Here is a 22,400-nt window from a genome sequence, read left to right on the forward strand (position 1 = left end):
CTACGCTTCGCTCAGGCTCGAACCGGAGGCGAGCCCGGCCACCGTCACGACGGTGCTCCCGTCGAGGGCGCCCTGATAGGCACGTACGTCATCCAGCGCACCGGAGAAGTACTCACCACCGGCGGTGCCGGTGACGTTTCGTCCGACCTGCACCCCCGCCTTGGAGAAGTCCCAGGTGTGGCGCCAGGTGGTCTGTGCCCCGGCCAACTGGCCGTTGACGTAGAGCCGGACCTCGCCGAACAGCGCGTCGTGAACAAGTGCGAGGTGATCACCGTCGCCGTCGGCGCTGGGCAGCGCCGCGGTGTCGACGGCCGTGGTCGTGACCGCTCCTGCGGCGTCCTTGTCGGTCACTGCGAGCTGCCAGCGGTTCGCGGCCTTCGAATACCGCACCACGACCGCGGTGGAGCTGGCACCTGGCAGCGAGAGGACCGTCTGATCGCGTGTCGCGGTGGGTGAGGACAACCGTGCCCGGGCGCTGATCGTGAAGCTGCCCTCGGCGGGGAACAGTCCGCTGCCGCGCGATGCGTAGTCCGTGCTGCCGTTCAGTGACAAGTGGCCGTCGCCCCACAGCGGCTCCGCGACCGGAGGGCACTCCGGCTGGGTCGCCGGGTCACAGGAGTCGTCCGGCTGGTAGACGGAACTGTTGCCGGACAGTGCGAGACCCGTACCACCCGCGATCTCCGGGGAAATGCCGGCGGCGGCTTCGTCCAGCGGCCAGTAGGCGAGCTGGTGCGGCGGGATCCCACCGACGAACCGGCCTTCGGCCTCGGTGATGACCCGGTCGTACACCTCGACATCCGCGACGTTGCCCTTGAAGTGGTAGCGGTAGCCGTCGAGGGACAGCGCGCGGCCGATCTGGACACCGCCTCGGGCGTTCCAACTGGTACGGCGCGGCTGAATATCGTCCTTGATCAGGTAGCCGTTCACGTACATCTTCATCTCGCCCCGTTCGGCGTCGTAGACACCGATCAGGTGAGTGGGCACGTTCTTCTGTGCCTTGACGCCCAGCACCTTCCAGGAGCCCAGCGATTCGATCTCGCTCACGGGCGCGCGGAACGACCACATCCCCGATTCGCCGTCATAGCCGAGCGTGAAGCCCGCCTCCGCGACGCCGTCCTGACTGACCACCGCCATCGAGTGGTCCGGCAGCTCCGACAGCGTCACCCAGGCCGAGACCGAGAAGGTCTTGCCGGTGTCGACGGCGGGACTGCCGGCGTCGAGGTACGCGTTTTCGGTGCCGTCCAGTGCGACGGACCTCTCGTTGGGACGTCCGGGGACGGACTCTGCGAACTTCACCCCGGGTCCGGCCTCTGCCGCCGGCGTGCCCGGCGATCCCGCGGCCTCGGTGGAACCGGCCGCGTCCCCCAGCGACCAGGCGGCCCTGGGCGCGCGCCCGTCGTTCACCAGGAAGGTGTGCGCCACTGCCGTCTCCTGGGTGTGGCCGGCGCCGTCGACGGCCTTGGCCTCCAGGTTGAACGGGCCCTCGCGATCCGGCATGAAGCGGATCGTCGCTGCCGCGCCCGGGGAGGTGGCGTCCACGGTGCTCCAGCCGGGCTGACCGGTGAAGCGGTACTTGTACTTGGTCACATCCGAGGACGGCGAGTCCATGGTGAAGCTGCCGTGGTCGCCGACTCCGTCGTGCCAGACGTCGTCATCCGGGTAGGCCGTCGAGGTGACCACGGGCGGCTTGGGCCGGGTGGCGTCGTAGATGAATTCGCAGCGGGTGGCGGCGTCGCCTGCACTGCTCCACGGGCCGGACGAGGCGTCGTCCGCGCCCTGGACCTCCCAGCCGATGACCGCGTTCTCCGGAATGCTGAACGCGGCCACGCCGTCACCGGGAATATCGGAGCCGACCTTGTACGAGAAGGTGGCGTAGCCGACGTCGGGGTTGTTCTTGACGCTGTGGGTCTGCTTCGCCGCGGTGAACGGGTAGTAGGTCTTCGTGACGCCGCCGGAGGTCCAGTAGATCTTGAACTTGGCCCGCAGCTTCTCCGTGTTGCCGCCGACGTCATTGTGGTCCGGGTCGCGGATGACGGCCCTGAGCGTCGGGACCTCGTCGGCGTAGTGTTCGTCCGCTGCGCCGTATTCGCAGGTGCCGCCGTGGTTCATCGACAGCTCGGACATCTTCGGCTGGTACGGCGGGCGGTTGTATTTCACTTCGAGGTGCGCGTTGCCGCAGAAGCGCTTCCAGTACGCGTAATCGTCCTCGGATCCCGCCTTGAGCCGGAACGTGGTGGTGTCCCAACCGCTGTCCGCGGCCTTCTGCACCGTGCCCTTGACGTTGAATCGCACGTTCTGGTTCGTGGAGGTGCAGGAGCCGGCGGGGTTCGTCGGTGACTGCGAGGTGATGGTCTGCTTGAGCGACGGCTGGTTGCTCCAGTTGGTGGAGGAACTGATCGCGCTGCCGCCGGTGCTGTTGACCCGGCCCAACTCCACGGACTTCCCGGTGGAGTTGTAGGTGTGCACCATGGTGACCGCGAACTCGGCCTCCAGAATGGTCTTGTTCTCGTAGCCCGCGGTCGGAATGGCGAAGAACTGCCGCTTGCGGTCGTCGAGGCTCGCGCAGCGGTACGACACGTCCGCCGGGCAGCGGCCCAGGCCCTCGTGGTCGGAGAACTTCCAGAACTCCGCGGAGGGGTAGTGGGAGGAGACCATGGTCCAGCCGGTGCGGGTGGACGTCTTGGTCACCGGGTCGATGTAGACCGGGTAGACGGTGTCGTCGCCCTTGAGCAGCCCGGTGTCCGGGGTGAGCACCATGGCGTCGGCCTGCATCTTCACACCGACATCGGCGACCTTGGCGCCGTCCTTCGGACCGTCCTGCGGCTCGCCGCCACCACCGGCCGCGTCCGACTCTTCGTCGGACGCGGTCAGCGCGGCGGTGCGCCCGCTCGTCCGCGACTCTGTGTGCGGCGCCCGCTTCACCACGGTCTCCGGAGTCGCCGACGGCGGCGCCGACGCCACGTGTCCCGAATCCCACATCATCGGCCGAGGAGCTTCGAACACCTCCCCACCTGAGCCCTCGTCCTCGGCGACCAGACCGCCGTCCTCCTGCGCCTTCAGCTCCACACCGTGCGTTTCGACGGGGAACTCGATGGTCGCCAGCTCCGGGTTGGCCGCGCCCTTGGCCGACTTCACCACGAGCAGATGCGAGAAGCCTTCATCCGCGGCACGCACCACGAGGTCCACATCCGGCAGGACGTTGGCATAAGTGGCGGCGCTGCCGTCGACCGTCGGCGCGGGCAGCTTCTCCGGCCACGACAGGGACATCGTCCTGCCCGACCGCTCGATGGTGGCGAAAGCCTTGCTTCCCCCGCCCGAGAACGTCATACCGGTAGTTGCCGCCCTCGGCGCGTACCCCCCGCGCGGTGTCTTGACCAGCGTGGAGTCGAGGTCGGCCCACTTGCCGTCCTTGCGGGTGCGAACGGGCTGTACGTACTCCCTGCTGGTGAACGTGCCGTCCGGGTTGGCGTACGTCTCGGAGCGTTCGTCCCGCAGGGACAGCACCTCCACGCGGTCGCCGGACTTCGCCGCCGCAAGTTGGGCAGCTCGTTCGCCGACGGCCGTCGCGGCAGCGCTGCTGTCGGCGGCCACCGCCTCGGGAGTGATGTCCGGCGTTCCGGCCGGAAGCCCGGTGACTCCGGCGGCCAGTACGGCCATCAGCCCGCTGGCCACCGCTGCTGCCCGGGGTATCCGTCCCCGTGCTCTGCTGCTCATTTCCTCACCTTCGAGATGCGCGCCGGCCCTGGTCACCGAATCACCGCGCCGAATGACCGGCCCGCGTCCGGAATTCCGTCGGCTCCCGGCTTCAGCGTCCTGACCGTGCCTGTGCCACCGCCGACGACCGCCCACGGCAGCACGTATACGACTCCGCTCGACTCGCCGGCTGACTTGCCGTACGGCACGCCGACGTACAGGTCGGTGGCAGAGGCCGCGAGTCCCATCCCTGCGAAGTCGCGCTGCGCGGCTGCTCCGGGGAGGATGCCGCCCCCGCGCGAGAGGATCTTGTCGCTCGCTCCGGCAGCCCCTAGCGCAGGGAGCACCTGCACGGCTCCGGCGTCGGACGCTCCGGTGACGTCGTGGCCCGGGACGCCGACCGCGAGTTTCATGGTGGCGGCGGTGCCGACGGAACCGGGGCCGGTGTTCGCGATCGCGACGCGTTGACCGAAGAAGTCCCCGGCCGTCGGATCGCCCTCGACGTCCGTCGTCCCCCGGTCCGCCGCGTTCACCTCCTTGTACGCGCCCGACGACGGGATCTGTACCACCTGGATCAGACCCGCGTCGGCGGCCGTGCCGACGTCCTCGTTCGGAACGCCGATCGCCAGCAGCGCGTCGGTTTCCGATGCGGCGCCCGACGGACGGTAGGGGGCCAGGGAGATCGCGGTGCCGAAGCCGTCACCGGGCTCGGCCGAGCCGCTGATGCCCGGCTGCTCCTGGTCCAGGCCCGCGAGCGCGGTGGGCACGCCATTGGTCAGCGTGTGGCTGAAGACGGCCACTCCCCCGGCGAACGTCTTGTCGCCGATCGACTCCCCCGGGGCTGCGACGGCCAGGTACCTGGAGGTCGCGGTGAGCGCGTAACCGAACCTGTCGTGCGCCTCGGCCTCACCGGGTACCCCGGCGTCGTCCTCGGTGACGGTGGTCTTCGTGGCGGCCAACGCGTAGTGGATGCCACCCGCGTCGGCCACGTCACCGACGTTTTCGCCCGGCACACCGATGGCGAGAAAGGGCTGGCCGGAGGACGTCTTTCCGGCTGCCAACGCGAAGCCGAACCAGTCGTTCGCCTCGGTGGCTGTGGTCGGGTCGAAGCCCTGCTGTGAGTAGTCGTCAATGGGCGATCCGGTGCCGATTCCGCTCACCGAGCCATGGATGACGTAGACCGCGCCCGCGTCGACAAGGTCGGCCCCGCTGAGGGGTATGTCCTCGTACGGCGCTCCCACGACCAGGTCGGTGCAGCCGTCGGCGTCGGCATCGTAGGTGGCCATGGAGAGTCCGAAGTGATCGCCGGCCTCCGGTGTCGCGTTCATGCCCGCGGTGGCCTGCGATATCTCGCTGACGCCCTTGCCTCCACCGAGCACAACTCGGACCAATCCGGCCCGCTCCGCGCCGTTCACCGTGGCAAGCGGATCGCCGATCGCCGTGTCCCGAATGCCGTCACCGTTGAAGTCGGACTCCGTCCCCGCCGTGCAGCCGGCGGCGGCTGCCGTCGGCGCCCCGTACGGCAGCGCGAGCCCCGACAGCGTCGCCGCGGACAAGAGCACCAGCCCCGTCAAGCCCGTGCGGATACGCACTCCCCACCCCCCATATGCCGCCTTCGTCCCCGGAGGTACGGCTAAACGGCGATTAGACACTGCCTAAACAGCGGCTAAGTAAGAGGGAAGATCGACTCTCATGTCAACCCCTGTTTACCCAAAGGGCAGTTGACATGGCTGGATAACGCTTCAAGAGCTCTAATTCGTGATCACTCACCTAAATCCAGACACGCCTCCCAGATCCCCCTACGGGACTTGACGTCTTGTTGAAAAGTACGGCTATAGTGCGTTCACTCGAACATGCAGGCGTTCGAGATCCCCCCACTTGCACCCATTCACGCCGCTTGGACGAGGGCTGCACGGTGCCTCAACTCAGGCCTGCCAACAGGGGGAAGGCAACACTTGTGGGGCGGGCTCTCACGCTTTTCGCATTCTGCGCCGCGCTGGTCGCGGCGCTCTTGACCGTCGACATTCCCACCAGCCAGGCAGCGGGTCGCAGCGAGGTCACCTACTCGTACGGATCGCATTCCCGGCAGAAGCTCGACGCCTACTGGGACACGGCCACAGCGCCCCGCCCCGGAATCGTCGTTCTGCACGGGGGCTACTGGTACGACGACTCCGGATGGGCCACCTGGTCGCGGGGCGCCGCCGACAAGGGCTACGCCGTCTTCTCGGTCGACTACCGGCTCGACTTCGACGCGCCGTGGCCGGCTCAGCGCGATGACGCACTGGCCGCACTCGGCTGGATCAAGACCAACGCGGCGAAGTTCAACCTGGACCCGAACCGCATCGCGCTGCTCGGCTCCTCGGCGGGCGGGCAGATCGCCACCTCCGTCGCCACCTACGGATCGGGCGGCAGCCGGATCAAGGGCGTCGTCGGCCTCTCGCCCGTCGCCTCCCCGTACCGCGCCTGGAGCGACGGCAACACCAGCACCGACCCCAAACAGCGCAAGGTCCGTGACAACGCCGCGATCCTCGCCCGCTGTTACCCCGACCCGGCCGACACCGACACCGCGATGCACGCCAGTTGCTGGGACACCTGGAAGGACATGGTCGTCAAGAACCGCGCCTCCGGCGCCAACGACGCCGCCATGTACCTCATCCACTCCGAGAACGACTTCGTCCCGGTCGCCCACTCGACCGACCTGGAACAGGCTGAGGAAGCCGACCATGACATGCCGGACAACGGCGTCACCGTCGAGACGATCCCCGGCAGCGCACATGGCGGCGCCCTCCTCGACGACCTAGGGCTGAACAAGAAGGTCATGGCCTGGATCGCCTCGCGTGTGGGCACTCCCTGAGCGCTGTCCGGAACACACAGATGTCGTGATGGTCGCGCGTCCGGGCCTCGCGACCTGCCGCTTTTCGAAACCGTGGCCCAGCCCGCCGGGACTTCGGCCTTGCCTGCGCCGTGAAGGGGGAGCAAGCTGGGCATATGACGGCAGAGGACCCCATTCTGGTCGCTTCCGTGCAGCGGGCCTTCCGCCTGATGGAGGTCGTGAGCGCGCACGAGGGCGGCGCCCCGGCACAACAGCTCGCGCGGGAGGCGGATCTACCGCTGACCACGGCGCATAACCTTCTGCGCACGCTCGTTCACGACGGGTACCTCCGCGAGCTGGAGGACGGTGGCTATGTCCTCGGGGGACGGCTGGACACCCTGCAATCCGGCGGCCGTGAACAGCAGCAGCTCAGCTACGTACGCCCGGCTCTGGCATCGCTGCGGGACGATCTTTCGGCCGCCGCCTATCTGACCTTCTACGAGGACGGCGAGATTCAGGTGGCCGAGATCGTCGACGGTCCCCAGGCACCGCGGGTCGACACCTGGGTGGGCTTCGAGGACGCGGGACACGCCACGGCACTGGGCAAGTGTCTGCTGCGCGAAATCGGCGACGAGGCACGCGACGAGTACCTCTCCCGGCACCCGCTCGCCGACCTCACACCGCGCACGATCACCGGACGCTCCGAACTCATGCAGCGGCTCGACACCTCACCCCGTCCACCGGTTGTCACGGACATGGAGGAGTACTCGCTCGGGACGTACTGCGTCGCGGTCCCGGTGTTCCGCGGGCAGACGCCCGGTTCACTCGGGGTGTCCCTGCGGGTGGACCGGCTCTCGCAACTCAACCAGGTCCGCGACCGGCTGATACCGGCGGCGAAGCGTGTGACCAGGGGGCTCTCGCTCACCGTCTGAGGTCGCTCACTTGCCGAGTTCGCCCACCGTCTCGCCGGGCGCCCACCGAACGGGTCGACCTCTCCCCGCACTGCCCCGACCCCGAGGACGTCCCGGTCGGCCGACGGGTGGCCGACCGGGACGTCGGGCTCAGGCGAGTTCGAACCGATCGAGGTTCATCACCTTGTCCCACGCCGCCACGAAGTCACCCACGAACTTCTCCCCCGCGTCCTTGGACGCGTAGACCTCCGCGACGGCTCGGAGCTGGGAGTGCGAACCGAAGATGAGGTCGACGGCGGTGGCGGTCCACTTGACCTCGCCCGTGGCGCGATCCCGACCTTCGAATACGTTCTCGGACGAGGTCGACACCTTCCACTCCGTGCCCATGTCGAGCAGGTTGATGAAGAAATCGTTGGTCAAGGTCTCCGGCCGGTGAGTGAGGGCGCCGTGTGGAACCCCCTTGAAGCCGGTGTTCAGCGCCCGCATGCCGCCGACCAGGACCGTCATCTCGGGAGCGGTCAGCGTCAACAGGTTCGCGCGGTCGAGCAGGAGAGTCTCCGGCGACAGCTTTTCGCCCGGGCGGAGATAATTGCGGAACCCGTCTGCCTTGGGTTCGAGCACGGCGAAGGACTCCACGTCGGTCTGCTCCTGCGCGGCGTCCGTGCGCCCCGGTGCGAACGGGACGGTGATGTCGTGCCCGGCGTTCTTGGCTGCACGCTCGACCGCCGCGCACCCGCCCAGGATGATCAGGTCGGCGAGCGAAACCTTCGTGCCGCCGTCCTGTGAGCGGTTGAAGTCCTCCTGGATCTGCTCCAGGGTCCGCACCACCTCGGCGACCTCGGGCAGGTCATTGACCTCCCAGTCCTTCTGCGGCGCGAGTCGGATACGCGCACCGTTGGCCCCGCCGCGCTTGTCGGTGCCGCGGAAGCTCGCCGCCGACGCCCATGCGGTGGTGACCAGCTGGGGGATGGACAGTCCCGAGGCGAGGATCCGGTCCTTCAGGGCAGCGATGTCCTTACCCGCGACCAGCTGGTGATCAACCGCCGGGACGGGGTCCTGCCACAGCTGCGGCTCGGCGATCCACGGCCCGAGGTAGCGCGAGATGGGTCCCATGTCGCGGTGCAGCAGCTTGTACCACGCCTTGGCGAACGCCTCGGCGAGCTGGTCGGGGTTCTCGTGGAAGCGCTTCGCGATCGGCGCGTAGACCGGATCCATCTTCAACGCGAGGTCCGTCGTGAGCATCATGGGAGCGTGCTTCTTCGAGGGATCATGAGCATCGGGCACGGTCCCCTTGGCCGACGGATCCGTGGGCGTCCACTGATTCGCGCCGGCAGGACTCCTCGTCAGCTCCCAGTCGTATCCGAAGAGGTTGTCCAGGTAGCCGTTGTCCCACTTCGTCGGTTCGGCGGTCCAAGCGCCCTCGAGCCCACTGGTGAGCGCGTCGGCGCCCTTGCCGCTGCCGTAGGTGTTCCGCCAGCCGATGCCCTGCTGCTCGAGGGGGCAGGCCTCGGGTTCCGGACCGATGTACTCGGGATCGACCGCGCCATGGCACTTGCCGAATGTGTGGCCGCCGACGATGAGCGCCAGCGTCTCCTCGTCGTTCATCGCCATGCGCCCGAATGTCTCGCGAATGTCCCGGGCGGCGGCAATGGGGTCCGGGTTGCCGTTGGGCCCCTCCGGATTGACGTAGATCAACCCCATCTGGACAGCGCCGAAAGGAGCGGCGAGGTCCCGGTCGCCGCTGTAGCGCTCATCTCCCAGCCAGGTGTCCTCGGGCCCCCAGAAGACTTCCTCGGGTTCCCAGATGTCCTCCCGCCCGAAGCCGAAGCCGAACGTCTTGAACCCCATCGATTCCATGGCGCAATTGCCGGCGAAGACCAGAAGGTCGGCCCAGGAGATTTTCCGGCCGTACTTCTGCTTGACCGGCCAGAGCAAACGGCGCGCCTTGTCGAGGCTCGCGTTGTCCGGCCAGCTGTTGAGGGGGGCGAAGCGCTGAGCGCCTGCGCCGCCACCACCCCGGCCGTCTTCGATGCGGTAGGTCCCCGCGGAATGCCAACTCATCCGGATGAAGAGCGGTCCGTAGTGGCCGTAGTCGGCAGGCCACCAGTCCTGCGAAGCCGTCATCACCTCGAAGACGTCCCGCTTCAGCGCCTCGACGTCGAGGGTCGCGAACTCTTCCGCGTAGTTGTAGTCCTCGCCCATCGGATTGGAGCGGGACGAGTGCTGGTGGAGAACCTGAAGGTCCAGCTGATTCGGCCACCAGTCCCGGTTCGACCTGGGTCGAGTCGCCGTGGGGGCCGGGGAAGGGATTGCTGGGTTCTCGCTTTCGCTGCCGGACACGTCCGTCCTTCTTCCTGTCTCGGTGTTTCCCTCTGCTGGCTGCCTGCTCTTGAGGTTGATTGCGTCCGTATGGTCGCGCACCGCAGACCGCAACGCTACGAGAACACGCAGAGCGCACCCTCGTAACGAGCACTCAAACCCCAAAGGCGTTTGAGGGTTTGCTCAATACTCGGCCCCTCTCCCGGCCTCTGAGGCGTACCCGAAAGAGAGAATTCTTTACGATCATCGTGATCACCGATGAGAGAAACGTAAACAGATAATTATATGTCGTCCGGTACGAAATGGCGCGGTGAACATGGGCCCTATTTCTGCACGATTTCTGTTCGCGGGCTTCGCACAGCGCGCGAGCTCATCGCCGGAGCCCTGCCCCGAGCGGGGCCGGGCTCCCCGTGGCCTGCGCTCGGGCGGGCCTCCGGTCGCCGTCCGGCCCCTGCCGCCCTTACGGGGAGGGGACCAGGTCGCGGTGTGACGTCCGGAGATCCGCCGGCCGGTCTCCCGGCGATGGGGCTGCCCCGGTCGGCGGCGCTCCGGGCCCTCGGCCGCCTAGCGGGGAGACGGTTCCGCTGCCAGCCAGGCAGCCACGGCCTGGGCGATGGGCTGGTCGGTGTCGAGCTGGACGAAGCCGAACTGGCCACCCTGGTTGCACTCCAGGAACCACCACGTCCGGTCGGCGTCCTCGGCGAAGTCGAAGGCTCCGTAGGAGAGTTGGGCGTAGCACATGTAGGCGTCCACCGCGTCGCGAACGCGGTCCGGCACATCGGTCGGCTCCCACAGACCGCCCTCGCCGTAGCGGCTGTCCACCTCTTCGGGATCGGCCTTCCTGCGGGCGGCGAAGAGCTGCCCGCCGACGCAGGTGAGCCGGACATCTGCCCGCTTGGGAATGTGCAGCTGGAACAGGGTCGGACCGGCCGACACTCCGGAGAAGTCCATGTCCGGGCTGATGCGCGTGGTCGGCAGCACCATCGGCGGATCGGTGGGGTGGCCGCCGGACACCGATTTCACCACGACGTCCTGGTGCGTCCTGGCGAACTGCCGGGCGACCGCGGGAAATGAGGTGATCACCGTGGGGGGCACGGGAAATCCGCTGTGATGGGCGGCGCGCAGTTGCCAGGCCTTACGACGCGCCCGGACGGAGGCAACGGGATGGTTCATCCAGCGTGCGCGGGTGCAGTCGAGCACGCCGTCCAGAGCGTGCTCGGACTCGGCCGTGAGCCATGCGGACGGCTCCGGGGCGTGAGCGCCGGGCGTGCCGGGGCGACGGACCCATACGGATCGCAGGCTGCTCAGACTCACCACGCGTTCACCCGACTTGAGGTAGCCCTCGAAGTCGCCCTTGACGTACTCCGCCGACACGGCGACCTCTCCGGGAAGGTCGGCCGGATCGAGGCGGACGAGTGGGATGCCGAGTTCGTGCAGCCTCGCCACCACCATGTCCGCCGTCACATCCTCCTCGCAGGTGAGTATCAGGACGGTCATCGCGGATCAGTCGTCGAAGTGGGTCTTGGAGCCGGCAGTGGAGGCGGTGGTGCCGGTGGCCAACAGCACCGACCTGCTGTGCGCCGCCGGCCGGCCGTCAGGGAGGACGTTCAACTGCCGTGCGGCGTCATAGGTGTACGGCACGGCAGACGACGACTGAGCCAGCGGACGAGCAAAGCTCAGAGCGAAGGGTCGCATACCTCTCCTTCGAGCTCGGGGCGCTGCAGCATCCGGTGGTCTGGGCCGGGGACAAGTAGCGCCTTCTGACTTATCTCTACGAGAAACACTGCAAAATTGATCGAGTGGTGGCTCTTTTTTGATTGCTTCTGCCGATGTTCTTGACGAAACCGGCTTGGGTGTATTCGACGAGAAGAGAGACGACTGAGCCCCGGCCGAGGTTCCATCCGGCCGCCCGGGGGCGTCGTCCCCGGCCAGGGACAACGACGCCCGCGGCTGACTCCCCCCCCCAGCTCAACGCGTCGGCGAGGCTTCGCGATTGGCCTGCGACTGTCGGATCTCCAGAGTGTCCGCCCGCATGCCCGCGCCCCGCACCGGAGCCTCAGCCCGGCGCCCCTGGATCGACAACTGCTGGTGCCTCGTACGGACTTGGTGTTCGGCCCCCGAGAGGCGCCGGGGCTCGGCCAGTAGCGTCAGTCGTGCCAGTAGTGCCCGGCCCGCCTTGGGCGGAGCACAACGGCGCAGCCGTTCAGGACTCGTCGGCCTCGACGTCGCGCGTGGCCGACGCGGCGCTCCTGCGCCAGTACACGACCGCGCCGCACACAGCCAGGAGGGCGGCGACAGCGGCCACGCCCAGTCCCGTCCGCTCGGCAAACAGCTTTGCCAACAGGTCCAGCGCGCCGATCCCGACCGTGGCGTAGACGAGAGCCCAGGCCGCACCCCCGACGAACAGGGCGGGGAGGTACCGCGGGAGGGGCATGCGCATGCTCCCGGCGAGGAAATTGGCAGCGGTCTGGAAACCGACGGTCAGGAAGGAGACGGCCACGACCGGCGCGCCCCACCGCTGGATGGCCCGTTCGAGGCGTCGGAACTTGGTTGAGGAGACCCGCTCCGCGAGTCTGCTGCGCCGGACGCCGGCGCCGGCGAGCCAGCCGACGGCGAACGTCCCTCCGGCCCGTACCAGGACGATGGCGTAGAGGCCCGCGGCCGTGAGCGCGACCTTATCCACGGCGCCCCTCCTCCAGGGCCGGGCCGCCGTCACGGGCCGCCACGCCCGTCACCCGGTTTCGCGATTCTCGCCGTCGCGGAGTCGCGACGGGCCCGAGCCCGGTCTCCATGGTCACCTGCATCTGCTTCCGTTCCGTCCCTGCACGCCTGCCGGGGCGGAACCGAGTTCCGAGTCCGTGGCGCAGTGCCACGTCCGTGTCCACACGAGTGCGGCCCGTTGCCGGGTCCACCCGTCGCAGCCAGGGTATGCGAACGCCTGTGTCACGCGGTGACCAGTCCCGGGCGTCGAGTGCGCTGCGGCACTTCGACGGCATCGACGTGCCGCGCTGCATGCCTTGGTCGTCACGGTGGGCAACGAACCGATTCGATCTGCTTCATGACCTTTGAGCCAACTTGCGCACGCGATGGGCCCTGGCCGATCCGGCCTCGTCGGGGCGCGTGGGCGTGACCGGAATCCCTGCTTCAGGCTGCCGCCCCGGTCGCGGTTATGCGATCGCCCCGGAGTGCGCCGGCTCCAGGGTCGCGGGTGTGGGGCCGCCGGGGCGGACGGTGATGCCGAACGACGCCGTCTTCGGGGCGGAGCGGAAGGACAGGGTGTAGGCCGGCAGCAGGTGTTCGAGCAGGATCGTCGCTTCGCGGAGTGCGAATTGCAGACCGAGGCAGGCGCGGGGGCCGATGCCGAAGGGGAGGTAGGCGCCCGGGTGGGTGGTCCGGCCGTCGGGGGTCGTGAAGCGCCGGGGGTCGAAGCGCTCCGGATCCGGCCAAAGCTCGCGATCCCGGTGCGTGAGGTAGGGGCAGACCAGGATGTCGGTACCCGCCGCGACGGTGTAGCCGCCGAGGGTGTCGTCCTCGGTGGCGTGGCGGGGCAGGATCCAGGCGGACGGGTAGAGCCGGAGGGCCTCATTGACCAGGGCCTGGATGGCCCGGCGTCGTTCTGCGGGGTCGCCGCCGCCGGCCGCGAGAGCCTCTGCGCGAGCGCCCGGATACCGGTCGAGGAGCAGATAGAGCCAGGTCAGGGTGGTGGCAGTGGTCTCGTGCCCGGCCACCAGCAGCGTGACGAGTTCGTCGCGGATCAGCCGGTCGGTGTATGCGGGGCGCTCAGTGGCAGCGTCGAGCAGGACGTGCAGCAGCCCCGGACCGTCGGGGCCGGCCGCGCCGCCGCGGGCGGCCTCGATGGCGTGCCGGGCGACCGCGTCGATCCGGGCGAGATCGGCGGCCACGGCACTCCGTGCGTCGGTGGCGTCGGCGGGCAGCGTCGGAAGGGCGGCCACCACGGCAGCGACGGCAGCCAGTTCGCCTTCGGTCCCCTCATCGAGGGGGTGTCCGGTGAGAGAGCGCCAGATGGTGTCGAGGGCGAAGCGGTGCATCTCCCGCCCGACATCGAGGGTCTGCCCGGTGCGGGCGTGATCGGCCCAGCGCGCTGCGGTCGTCCGGGCCGCGCCGGTGATCCGCAGTTCGTAGCGGCGCATCCCCGTACCGGTGAACTGGCTTTGCAGTAGGCGGCGTTGCTGCTTCCACGCCGAGCCGGTGGCGGCGAGGACGCCGTCGCCGATCAGCAGGCGGGCGCGGTGGGACCGCTTGACGTAGCGGTCCGCGTGATGGGCGAGTACGTGTTGGACCGCCTCCGGGTCGGTGACGAGGACGGTGGGATCCGGCCCGAGGCGGAAGGCCGCGACACCGCCGCACCGCTCGCGCACCTGGGACAGCAGATCGACCAGTTCACCTCCCTCGGAACGCCACCGCTCCACGAGCGCGGACTCGACTTCGGGGACCGGCGACCCGGGCCGGGAGGCTGCCGGAGAGAGACCGGCTTCGGTGGCATCGGCGGGCAACGCGCTTCTCCTGTCGGCCGACTGTGCCGAGTCCCTGGTGGAGCCGGCACCACGGACTGTACGGGAGTGGAAGCACCCGGTGACAGACCGTCTCCACGGGACGCACCGGCCGACGATCGGTCGCACCGTACGCGAGGGTCACCACGGGCACGATTAGTGCACACGTTCGAATCGGGGTCTACACTTGCCGCATGGCAACGCACCAGCTCCAGGGATCGCTCTTCGATCAGAGCGACGACGTGCGCCTGGGCCCGCTGGACGGGATCAGCAGGACGGTTCTCGGCGACGGAGCCTGGATCGACCTCCTGCCGGGCTGGCTCAGCGGTGCCGACGTGCTGTTCGAGCGGCTGGCCGCGGACGTCCCGTGGAAGGCCGAGCGTCGACAGATGTACGAGAGGGTCGTGGACGTGCCACGGCTGCTCGCGTTCTACCGCGCCGGCGAACCGCTGCCGCACGCCGTTCTCGACGAAGCGCGGCAAGCCCTCTCCGCGCACTACGCCGCCGAGCTCGGCGAGCCGTTCACCACGGCCGGACTGTGCCACTACCGCGACGGGCGCGACAGCGTCGCCTGGCACGGCGACCGCATCGGCCGGGGTGCCCGCGAGGACACCATGGTCGCCATCCTCTCCGTCGGGGCACCACGCGACCTGCTGCTCCGCCCGCGCCGCGGTGGCCCAACCGTCCGCCGCCCGCTCGGACACGGCGACCTGATCGTGATGGGCGGCTCCTGCCAGCGCACCTGGGAACACGCCATCCCCAAATCGGCCCGGGCCTCCGGCGGACGAATCAGCATCCAGTTCCGGCCGCACGGAGTGCAGTGACCGTTCGCTCCGCTGCGCGGGCGCCGCACCGCACCGCACCGCAGAGCTGAACGACCCGCCGGCACCGGTGACACGAGTGCGGGGGTCACCGCGTGCGGTCGGCCACCGGATACGGAACGAACGTGCTGCTGTTCTCGTCGATCGCCAGCGGGCGGCCGAGAGGCGGGACCGCGCGCTGCGGGCAGTCGAGGCGTTCGCAGATGCGGCAGCCCATGCCGATCGGGGTCGCGGCGGAGGCGTTGTCGAGGTCGAGACCGTCGGAGTAGACCAGGCGGGAGGCGTGGCGGATTTCGCAGCCGAGGCCGATGGCGAATGTCTTGCCGGGCTCGCCCCAGCCGCCGCGGTGCCGGGTGATCGCGCGGGCGGTCCACAAGTAGCGCTGCCCGTCGGGCATCGAGGCGATCTGGACGTGGATGCGGCCGGGCGCGGCGAATGCCTCGTAGACGTTCCACAGCGGGCAGGTGCCACCGGCGCGGGAGAAGTGAAATCCGCTGGCGGACTGGCGCTTGGACATGTTGCCGGCCCGGTCGACGCGGACGAAGGAGAACGGCACTCCGCGCAGGCGGGGGCGCTGGAGGGTGCTCAGGCGATGGCAGACGGTTTCGTAGCCGAGTCCGAAGTGGTCGGTGAGGCGCTCGATGTCGTACCGCACGTTCTCGGCGGCCGTGTGGAAGGCGCGGTACGGAAGGATCAGCGCGGCCGCGTAGTAGTTCGCGATGCCGATGCGCGTCAGTGCGTGCGTTGCCGAACCGGTCGGGAAGTCCTCCTCCGCCAGCCGGTCCAGGTCGTCGCCGTATTCGAACAGGGCGAGTTGGGTGGCCATGTGGAACGCCTGCTGGCCCGGCCGGAGCCGGCTGGAGAGGTGCAGGGTGCGGGAGGTCTCGTCGTAGTGGTGCAGGCGCTCTGTGGCCTCCATCGTCACGCGGACCCCGTGCGTCTCGGTGAGCCTGTCGGAAAGCACCCGGACGACATCGCCCGGCCGGATGCCGATGCGGTGAGCCAGTTCCTCGGCGGCGAGATCGGCGTCGTGCAGGTAGTTCTGGCGGCGGTAGAAGAACTCCCGGATCTCCTCGTGCGGTGAGCGGGGAGCGACGGGCGCGCCGTCCCGGTCGTCGGCGGCCCCGGCGATCCGCTCGGCGAGGAGCTGACCGCGCCGGCCCAGATCCAGCAGCACCTTCGCGACCGCCGGCATCCGGGAGGCGAGTTCCGCCAGGTCGGACGGTGAGACCCGGGCCTCGGCAACCTCACCCGCCAGCGCCTCGCGCAGGTCGGCGACGAGTCGGCTGGTGTCGCGCTCCGAGAAGAAGCCGGGGTCGACGCCGAAGGCTTCGGTGAGCCTGAGCAGCACGGGGACGGTGAGCGGACGGGAGTCGTGCTCCATCTGGTTGAGGTAGCTGGGCGAGATGCCCAGGACCCGGGCCAGTTCCGCCTGACTCATCCGCCGTTCCTCGCGCAGGCGCCGCAGCCGCGCTCCCGCGTATGTCTTGCTCACCGCGTTCCTCTCCGGTCGGGCCAGCTGTCTCGCGGGCTGTGCGAGCAGCCGTCGACGTGGCCTTCAGCGTACGCGGATCTCGTCCCCCGCGGCCCTTCGCAACCTTGGCAAATCGATGGGAGAAGATTCGCAGAACTTGGCATGCGTCCACGATTGATGGCACTCGGTGCCAGTGTCAGAGTTCCAGTGCGGCCCGCCGAATCCTGGTAGCCGAGGCAGAAATCCGGGCGCGATTCATGCCCTGACGTCGGAGATCCCGGCAGCTTCTGTCCGGCAGCCAGGCAGCATTGCTCAGCGACGTCCTCGAAGGGGCCGGCGGGCCGCACCCAGAAACGACACACAGTGCCACTCTCCCTCGGATCCGGTGCACGGCTGAGGGAGGCATTGGCAGACCACGCGACTCATGGAGACGGTGAAGGTCATGGCAGAGGCGAAGACGACAGCGGCCGAGCAGCTCGAGCAGCGGTGGGCCTCCGATCCGCGTTGGAAGGGGATCGAGCGCGCCTACAGCGCGGAGGATGTGGTCCGGCTGTCGGGCAGTGTCCGTGAGGAGCACACGCTGGCCCGGCGCGGCGCCGAGCGGCTGTGGCGGCAGCTGCACGAGCGCGATTACATCCACGCGCTGGGCGCGCTGACCGGCGGCCAGGCGGTGCAGCAGGTGAAGGCCGGTCTGCAGGCCATCTACCTGTCCGGCTGGCAGGTCGCCGCCGACGCCAACCAGGCCGGTCACACCTACCCCGACCAGAGCCTCTACCCGGCCAACTCCGTCCCCCAGGTCGTGCGCCGGATCAACAACGCGCTGCTGCGGGCCGACCAGATCGCCACCGCAGAGGGCGGCAGCGACACCATCGACTGGCTCGCGCCGATCGTCGCCGACGCCGAGGCCGGCTTCGGCGGCCCGCTCAACGCCTTCGAGCTGACCAAGGCGATGATCGCGGCCGGTGCCGCCGGCATCCACTACGAGGACCAGCTCGCCTCGGAGAAGAAGTGCGGCCACCTCGGCGGCAAGGTCCTCGTCCCGACCGGGCAGCACATCCGCACCCTCAACGCGGCCCGCCTCGCCGCGGACATCGCCGACGTGCCCACGCTCATCGTCGCCCGCACCGACGCCCTCGCGGCGAACCTGCTGACCAGCGACATCGACGAGCGCGACGCCGAGTTCGTCACCGGAGAGCGCACCGCGGAGGGCTTCTACCGGGTGCAGAACGGCATGGCCCCGGTCATCGCCCGCGGTCTTGCCTACGCCCCGTACGCCGACCTGATCTGGGTGGAGACCGGTACGCCGGATCTGGCCCAGGCCCGCGAGTTCGCCGAGGCGATCCACGCCGAGCACCCCGACCAGATGCTGGCCTACAACTGCTCGCCGTCCTTCAACTGGAAGGCTGCGCTCGACGACGACCAGATCGCCAAGTTCCAGCGCGAACTGGGGGCGATGGGCTACCGGTTCCAGTTCATCACCCTGGCCGGCTTCCACTCCCTCAACCACGGGATGTTCGACCTCGCGCGCGGCTACGCCGAGTCCGGTATGACGGCCTACGTCGACCTGCAGGAGAAGGAGTTCGCCGCCCAGGCGCAAGGGTTCACCGCCGTCAAGCACCAGCGCGAGGTGGGCACCGGCTACTTCGACCAGGTCTCCACCGCCCTCAACCCGGCCTCCTCCACCACCGCGCTGGCCGGCTCCACCGAGGAAGAGCAGTTCCACTAGGCCGTGTCCGTGGCCGGGCGGGGCTTTGCGGACAGGCCCCGGCCGCGCCTCCGCGCCCGCGTATCCCGTCGGCTCATGATCAAGCGGGGCCGGACGACCGTCTCCGTCCGGCCCCGCTCCTCCCCTCGTCAGGAGACCCGCATGTCCACCAGCGCACTGACGCACCGCGTCCAGGTCCTCGCGGAAGCAGGGCACCGCCATGAGGAAGTCCTCACGCCGGAGGCTCTGGACTTCGTCGGCCACCTCGCCGCCGCCTTCGGAGAGCGTCGCACCGGGCTCCTGAAGGAGCGGTCGCGACGGGCATCACGCCTCGCCTCCGGGCACGGCCTGGATTTCTCCATCGCCACGGCCGCGGTCCGCGCCGATCCCTCCTGGCGCGTCGCACCACCGGCGCCCGGCCTGAGTGACCGGCGGGTGGAGATCACCGGCCCTCCCGAACCCCGCATGGCCGTCAACGCCCTCAACTCGGGAGCCGAGGTCTGGATGGCGGACTTCGAGGACGCCACCTCCCCCACCTGGGACAACCTCGTCGAAGGCCAGCTCACCCTGCTCGACGCGATCGAGCGCCGCATCGACTTCACCACACCCGAGGGCAAGACCTACCGCCTCGGCGACCAGGTCGCCACGATCGTTGTCCGTCCCCGTGGCTGGCATCTCCTCGAAGAGCACCTGGAGGTGGACGGCCGGCCGGTGCCCGCCGCGCTCGTCGATTTCGGGCTGTACTTCTTCCACTGCGCGCAGCGGCAGATAGATGCCGGGAAGGGCCCGTACTTCTACCTGCCGAAGCTGGAGAACCACTACGAGGCGCGGCTGTGGAACGACGTCTTCGTCTTCGCCCAGGAGTTCCTGGGTATCCCCCGCGGCACCGTGCGCGCCACCGTCCTCATCGAGACGATCACTGCTGCCTTCGAGATGGAGGAGATCCTCCACGCGCTGCGCGAGCACAGCTCCGGGCTCAACGCGGGCCGGTGGGACTACCTGTTCAGCTTGATCAAGACATTCGGGCACCGCACCGACTTCCTGCTGCCCGACCGGGCGAAGGTCACGATGACCGCTCCCTTCATGCGGGCGTACACCGAGTTGCTGGTGCGCACCTGTCACAAACGGGGCGCCCATGCGATCGGGGGCATGGCCGCGCAGGTGCCTGCCAAGGACGCGGAGGCCAACGAGGCCGCACTGGCCAAGGTCCGGCTGGACAAGGAACGCGAGGCGGAGGACGGCTTCGACGGTTCCTGGGTCGCCCATCCCGGCCTCGTCCCCGTCTGCCGCGCGGCGTTCGACGACGTACTGGGCGAACGGCCGCACCAGATCGAGCGCACCCGCGACGATGTCGAGGTGACCGCGGCGAACCTGCTGTCCGTGCGCCGTATCAGCGCTCCACCGACCCGGGAGGGCGTGCGGACCAATATCGCGGTCGCACTGCGCTACTTCGACGCCTGGTTGCGCGGCAGCGGCGCCGTCGCGCTGTACGGCCTGATGGAGGACGCGGCCACCGCCGAGATCGCCCGTGTGCAGATCTGGCAATGGCTGCGGCATCGCGTCATCGACCGGGAGACGGTCCTGCGAGTGCTCGACGAGGAGACCGCCGCCCTGGGGGCCGAGTTCCCCTGGGCCCGGGTCGAGGAGGTCCGGGGTCTCTTCGAACGGACGGCGATGGCAAAGGAATTGCCGCCCTTCTTCACCCCGGATGCCTACTCCCGGCACCTCGTCCGGCAGCCGGAGGCACGCTCATGAGCGGGCACATCCGCAGGGTCGGTGTGGTGGGTGGCGGCCAGATGGGCGCCGGCATCGCCGAGGTGTGTGCCCGCGCCGGGCTGGACACCGTCGTCTGCGAGGCGGACGCGGTAGCCGCCCGTGCCGCCCGCGAGCGGGTGGCCGTCTCCCTGGAGCGCGCGGTGCAGCGGGGAAAGTTGGACCGGCTCTCGGCGGAGGACGCGCTGACACGGATGGTCTTCACCGGCAGCCTCGACGACCTCGCCGACCGCCAGCTCGTCGTCGAGGCGGTCGTCGAGAACGCCGAGGCCAAGACCGAGGTGTTCACCGCCCTCGACAAGATCGTCGAAGATCCGCAGGCGATCCTCGCCACCAACACCTCCGCCATTCCGGTCATGCGCCTGGGCATGGCCACCCGGCGCGCCGACCACGTCCTCGGGCTGCACTTCTTCAATCCGGTGCCGGTGCTGCCCCTCGTGGAGGTCGTCACGTCCCTGCACACCTCACCGACTGTCGCCGCGACCGCCGAGGAGTTCGTCGCCACGGTGCTGGGCAAGACCGTGGTCCGCTCCCAGGATCGGGCCGGCTTCGTGGTCAACGCCCTGCTCATCCCCTACCTCCTGTCGGCGATCCGGATGTCCGAATCCGGCTTCGCCTCCGCGGCCGACGTGGACGCCGGGATGGAGCTGGGCTGCGCGCACCCGATGGGACCGCTCAAGCTCGCCGACCTGATCGGCCTCGACACCGTCGCCTCCATCGCCGCATCGCTGTACGAAGAGTTCAAGGAACCCCTCCACGCGCCGCCTCCCCTGCTTCTGCGGATGGTCGAGGCGGGGCTGCTCGGCCGCAAGACGGGCCGCGGGTTCCACACATACGACCGGGGTTGAGGGACCCGGGTCAGGTCGGGGCTGAGGGGCCACGACTGCTGTGCTGCGGGGGTACGGGGCATCCGGCGAGGCTGCTCCGCACCCCCGCTGCTCGCATTCATGGGGGACGCGAGCCGGCTGGGGCGGAGGAGCGGGTCTCGGGTTCTACACGTACGAGAGAGTGCGGGGCACCGCCAAGTAGCGCTGTTCCAAGTCGAGTTCGGCTGGATCAGCGTCGACGGCAGCGCTGCGGTCGGGCGGCTCTCGCGGTGCCCGCCAGGCCCTCATGCACGTCCTCAATCAGCCAAAAGCGGTCAGCTCGCGGCCATCACGAGAGCGAGGGCTGGATAGCCGTTCAGCAGCAGAGATGCGGCGAAGAGCCCCACCACGAGATGCGACATCCGCTCGGTGGTCACCTGCGCAGCCCCGTCGGCCTCCGAGGTCCTGCGCCGCCGTATAGGCCCGCGCCTTCGCGCCGGGCGAGCCACGGATCTTGGCACCCTCACTACCCAAAGACTCGACGCCGCGGGCGAGCTCCAGCGGGTCGTCCACGGCCAGCTGGCGCCGCCCCTCCAGGGCCGCGCTGGCCCTCGCGCAGGCTCCAGAGAGGCTCACGGCCTCCACAAGGCGCGCGCACTCCGGCCACCAACACCAATTGTCAACGGACGCTCCAAGAGATGGCCAGGGCATTCTGTCGGGGACCATCGAAATAGCGGTACCACCGTGCCTACGGGCCCCCAGACGCCCTTGCGGGTGCGCGAGCGCGACATCGGCCTCCCCGAACACGGCGATCGTTCTGTCTCGGAAGGTGCATCGGCCGGACGCGCCCGGGACAGCGCTGTGACACCCAGGGGTTGAGGGCTTGTCAGTGCCTCTGGGTACGCTGTCTCAGACGTGAGACGGACGTGAACCGGCAGCTCGATGAGGTCGGTTGGTGAACGGGGGCGCAGTCATGGGCGACGGGTTCAAGAGCAATCCGGAGATGCTGAAGGTCGAGGGGAGGAACTTCTCCGACATCGGCAGGGATTTCTACCAGGCGACCAGCAAGCTGAAGAACAGCCTGGCCGCGCAAGGTGACGGTGGAGGCGGCGGAGGCGAAGCGCCGAAGGAGACGACGTTCTCGAGTGTCGCCCAGGACGCCTGGAAGGGCCTGACCACCTTCAGCGACAAGGCAGGCACCCCGCCGTGGGGTGATGATGAGCTCGGCGAGAAGTTCGGCGTGGTCTACGAAGGCCTGCGCGACGGCATGACGGACTCGATGGAGCACCTTGCCACCAAGCTCAACGAAATCGGCAAGGCGTTGGAGCGGATGGCGAAGAACCACGAGGAGAACGAGGACTTCAACAAAGCTCTGATCAAGGAGCAGAAGCCGGAGAACCAATTCGGCGGCGAGGTGCGGATTCTGAGGTCCACGAGCATGTGACACGGCCGGACGATGGGGCGTGTGGGACCGTACGGCGGGGTCGCAGTGCCGCCTCAGCAGCACGGTCGCTGAGCCAGGAGCGAGTGTTTGCGCCTTATCGGTTTCGGCGTCGACTCAGTCCAGGCTTGATG

15 protein-coding genes are annotated in these 22,400 nt (G+C 68.9%); 7 read left to right on the plus strand and 8 right to left on the minus strand.

Annotated features, from left to right (window positions below; all coding sequences use genetic code 11):
• Both ACGFZW_RS34180 and ACGFZW_RS34185 read right to left on the minus strand, forming a co-directional pair.
• Positions 1-3,714 (minus strand): LamG-like jellyroll fold domain-containing protein, encoded by a 3,714-nt coding sequence (locus tag ACGFZW_RS34180; protein ID WP_393897199.1) that lies wholly within the window; start codon positions 3,712-3,714, stop codon positions 1-3.
• 32 nt (positions 3,715-3,746) lie between these two features.
• Positions 3,747-5,285, minus strand: coding sequence for an integrin alpha (locus ACGFZW_RS34185; protein WP_393897200.1), 1,539 nt, complete (start codon positions 5,283-5,285; stop codon positions 3,747-3,749).
• A 365-nt stretch (positions 5,286-5,650) separates the two neighbouring features.
• Here ACGFZW_RS34185 and ACGFZW_RS34190 point away from each other — a divergent pair, with 365 nt between their 5' ends.
• Positions 5,651-6,547: an alpha/beta hydrolase gene (locus ACGFZW_RS34190; protein ID WP_393897201.1), complete on the plus strand. Its 897-nt coding sequence runs from the start codon at positions 5,651-5,653 to the stop codon at positions 6,545-6,547.
• Positions 6,548-6,681: 134 nt separating this feature from the next.
• Positions 6,682-7,437: an IclR family transcriptional regulator gene (locus ACGFZW_RS34195; RefSeq protein ID WP_393897202.1), complete on the plus strand. Its 756-nt coding sequence runs from the start codon at positions 6,682-6,684 to the stop codon at positions 7,435-7,437.
• A 129-nt stretch (positions 7,438-7,566) separates the two neighbouring features.
• On the opposite strand, the gene katG is transcribed toward ACGFZW_RS34195, so the two are convergent.
• The 5 genes from katG to ACGFZW_RS34220 all read right to left on the minus strand — a co-directional run bounded on the left by katG (position 7,567) and on the right by ACGFZW_RS34220 (position 14,249).
• Positions 7,567-9,756, minus strand: coding sequence for a catalase/peroxidase HPI (gene katG, locus ACGFZW_RS34200; RefSeq protein WP_393897203.1), 2,190 nt, complete (start codon positions 9,754-9,756; stop codon positions 7,567-7,569).
• A 543-nt stretch (positions 9,757-10,299) separates the two neighbouring features.
• Positions 10,300-11,232, minus strand: coding sequence for an ATP-grasp ribosomal peptide maturase (gene tgmB / locus ACGFZW_RS34205; RefSeq protein WP_393897204.1), 933 nt, complete (start codon positions 11,230-11,232; stop codon positions 10,300-10,302).
• Between the two features lie 6 nt (positions 11,233-11,238).
• The gene (gene tgmA, locus ACGFZW_RS34210; protein ID WP_393897205.1) at positions 11,239-11,430 is read right to left on the minus strand and encodes a putative ATP-grasp-modified RiPP; all 192 of its coding nucleotides are present in this window, start codon (positions 11,428-11,430) and stop codon (positions 11,239-11,241) included.
• A 508-nt stretch (positions 11,431-11,938) separates the two neighbouring features.
• On the minus strand, positions 11,939-12,418 hold the full coding sequence (locus ACGFZW_RS34215; RefSeq protein WP_393897206.1) for a DedA family protein: 480 nt from the start codon (positions 12,416-12,418) through the stop codon (positions 11,939-11,941).
• A gap of 484 nt (positions 12,419-12,902) precedes the next feature.
• Entirely contained in the window at positions 12,903-14,249 is a 1,347-nt protein-coding gene (locus ACGFZW_RS34220; protein ID WP_393897207.1) for a cytochrome P450, read from the minus strand.
• Positions 14,250-14,440: 191 nt separating this feature from the next.
• On the opposite strand from ACGFZW_RS34220, the gene ACGFZW_RS34225 reads away from it, so the two are divergent.
• Entirely contained in the window at positions 14,441-15,070 is a 630-nt protein-coding gene (locus ACGFZW_RS34225) for an alpha-ketoglutarate-dependent dioxygenase AlkB (protein ID WP_393897208.1), read from the plus strand.
• 85 nt (positions 15,071-15,155) lie between these two features.
• Here the strand turns inward: ACGFZW_RS34225 and ACGFZW_RS34230 are convergent, their stop codons facing one another.
• Entirely contained in the window at positions 15,156-16,562 is a 1,407-nt protein-coding gene (locus ACGFZW_RS34230) for a short-chain fatty acyl-CoA regulator family protein (protein ID WP_393897209.1), read from the minus strand.
• Between the two features lie 421 nt (positions 16,563-16,983).
• On the opposite strand from ACGFZW_RS34230, the gene aceA reads away from it, so the two are divergent.
• From aceA to ACGFZW_RS34250, 4 genes are all read left to right on the plus strand, one after another.
• Positions 16,984-18,267, plus strand: coding sequence for an isocitrate lyase (gene aceA, locus ACGFZW_RS34235; protein WP_393897210.1), 1,284 nt, complete (start codon positions 16,984-16,986; stop codon positions 18,265-18,267).
• Positions 18,268-18,408: 141 nt separating this feature from the next.
• Complete coding sequence (gene aceB, locus ACGFZW_RS34240) at positions 18,409-20,001, plus strand: malate synthase A (RefSeq protein WP_393897211.1); 1,593 nt, start codon at positions 18,409-18,411, stop codon at positions 19,999-20,001.
• Positions 19,998-20,867 (plus strand): 3-hydroxybutyryl-CoA dehydrogenase, encoded by an 870-nt coding sequence (locus ACGFZW_RS34245; protein WP_393897212.1) that lies wholly within the window; start codon positions 19,998-20,000, stop codon positions 20,865-20,867. Before aceB ends, ACGFZW_RS34245 begins: the two co-directional genes overlap by 4 nt.
• 931 nt (positions 20,868-21,798) lie before the next feature.
• Positions 21,799-22,269 carry a hypothetical protein gene (locus tag ACGFZW_RS34250; protein ID WP_393897213.1) on the plus strand — a complete coding sequence of 157 codons (471 nt, stop codon included), beginning with the start codon at positions 21,799-21,801 and terminating at the stop codon, positions 22,267-22,269.
• The last annotated feature ends 131 nt before the right edge of the window (positions 22,270-22,400 follow it).

It is taken from the genome of Streptomyces sp. NPDC048248, from assembly GCF_043201875.1.
Taxonomy (GTDB): Bacteria; Actinomycetota; Actinomycetes; order Streptomycetales; family Streptomycetaceae; genus Streptomyces.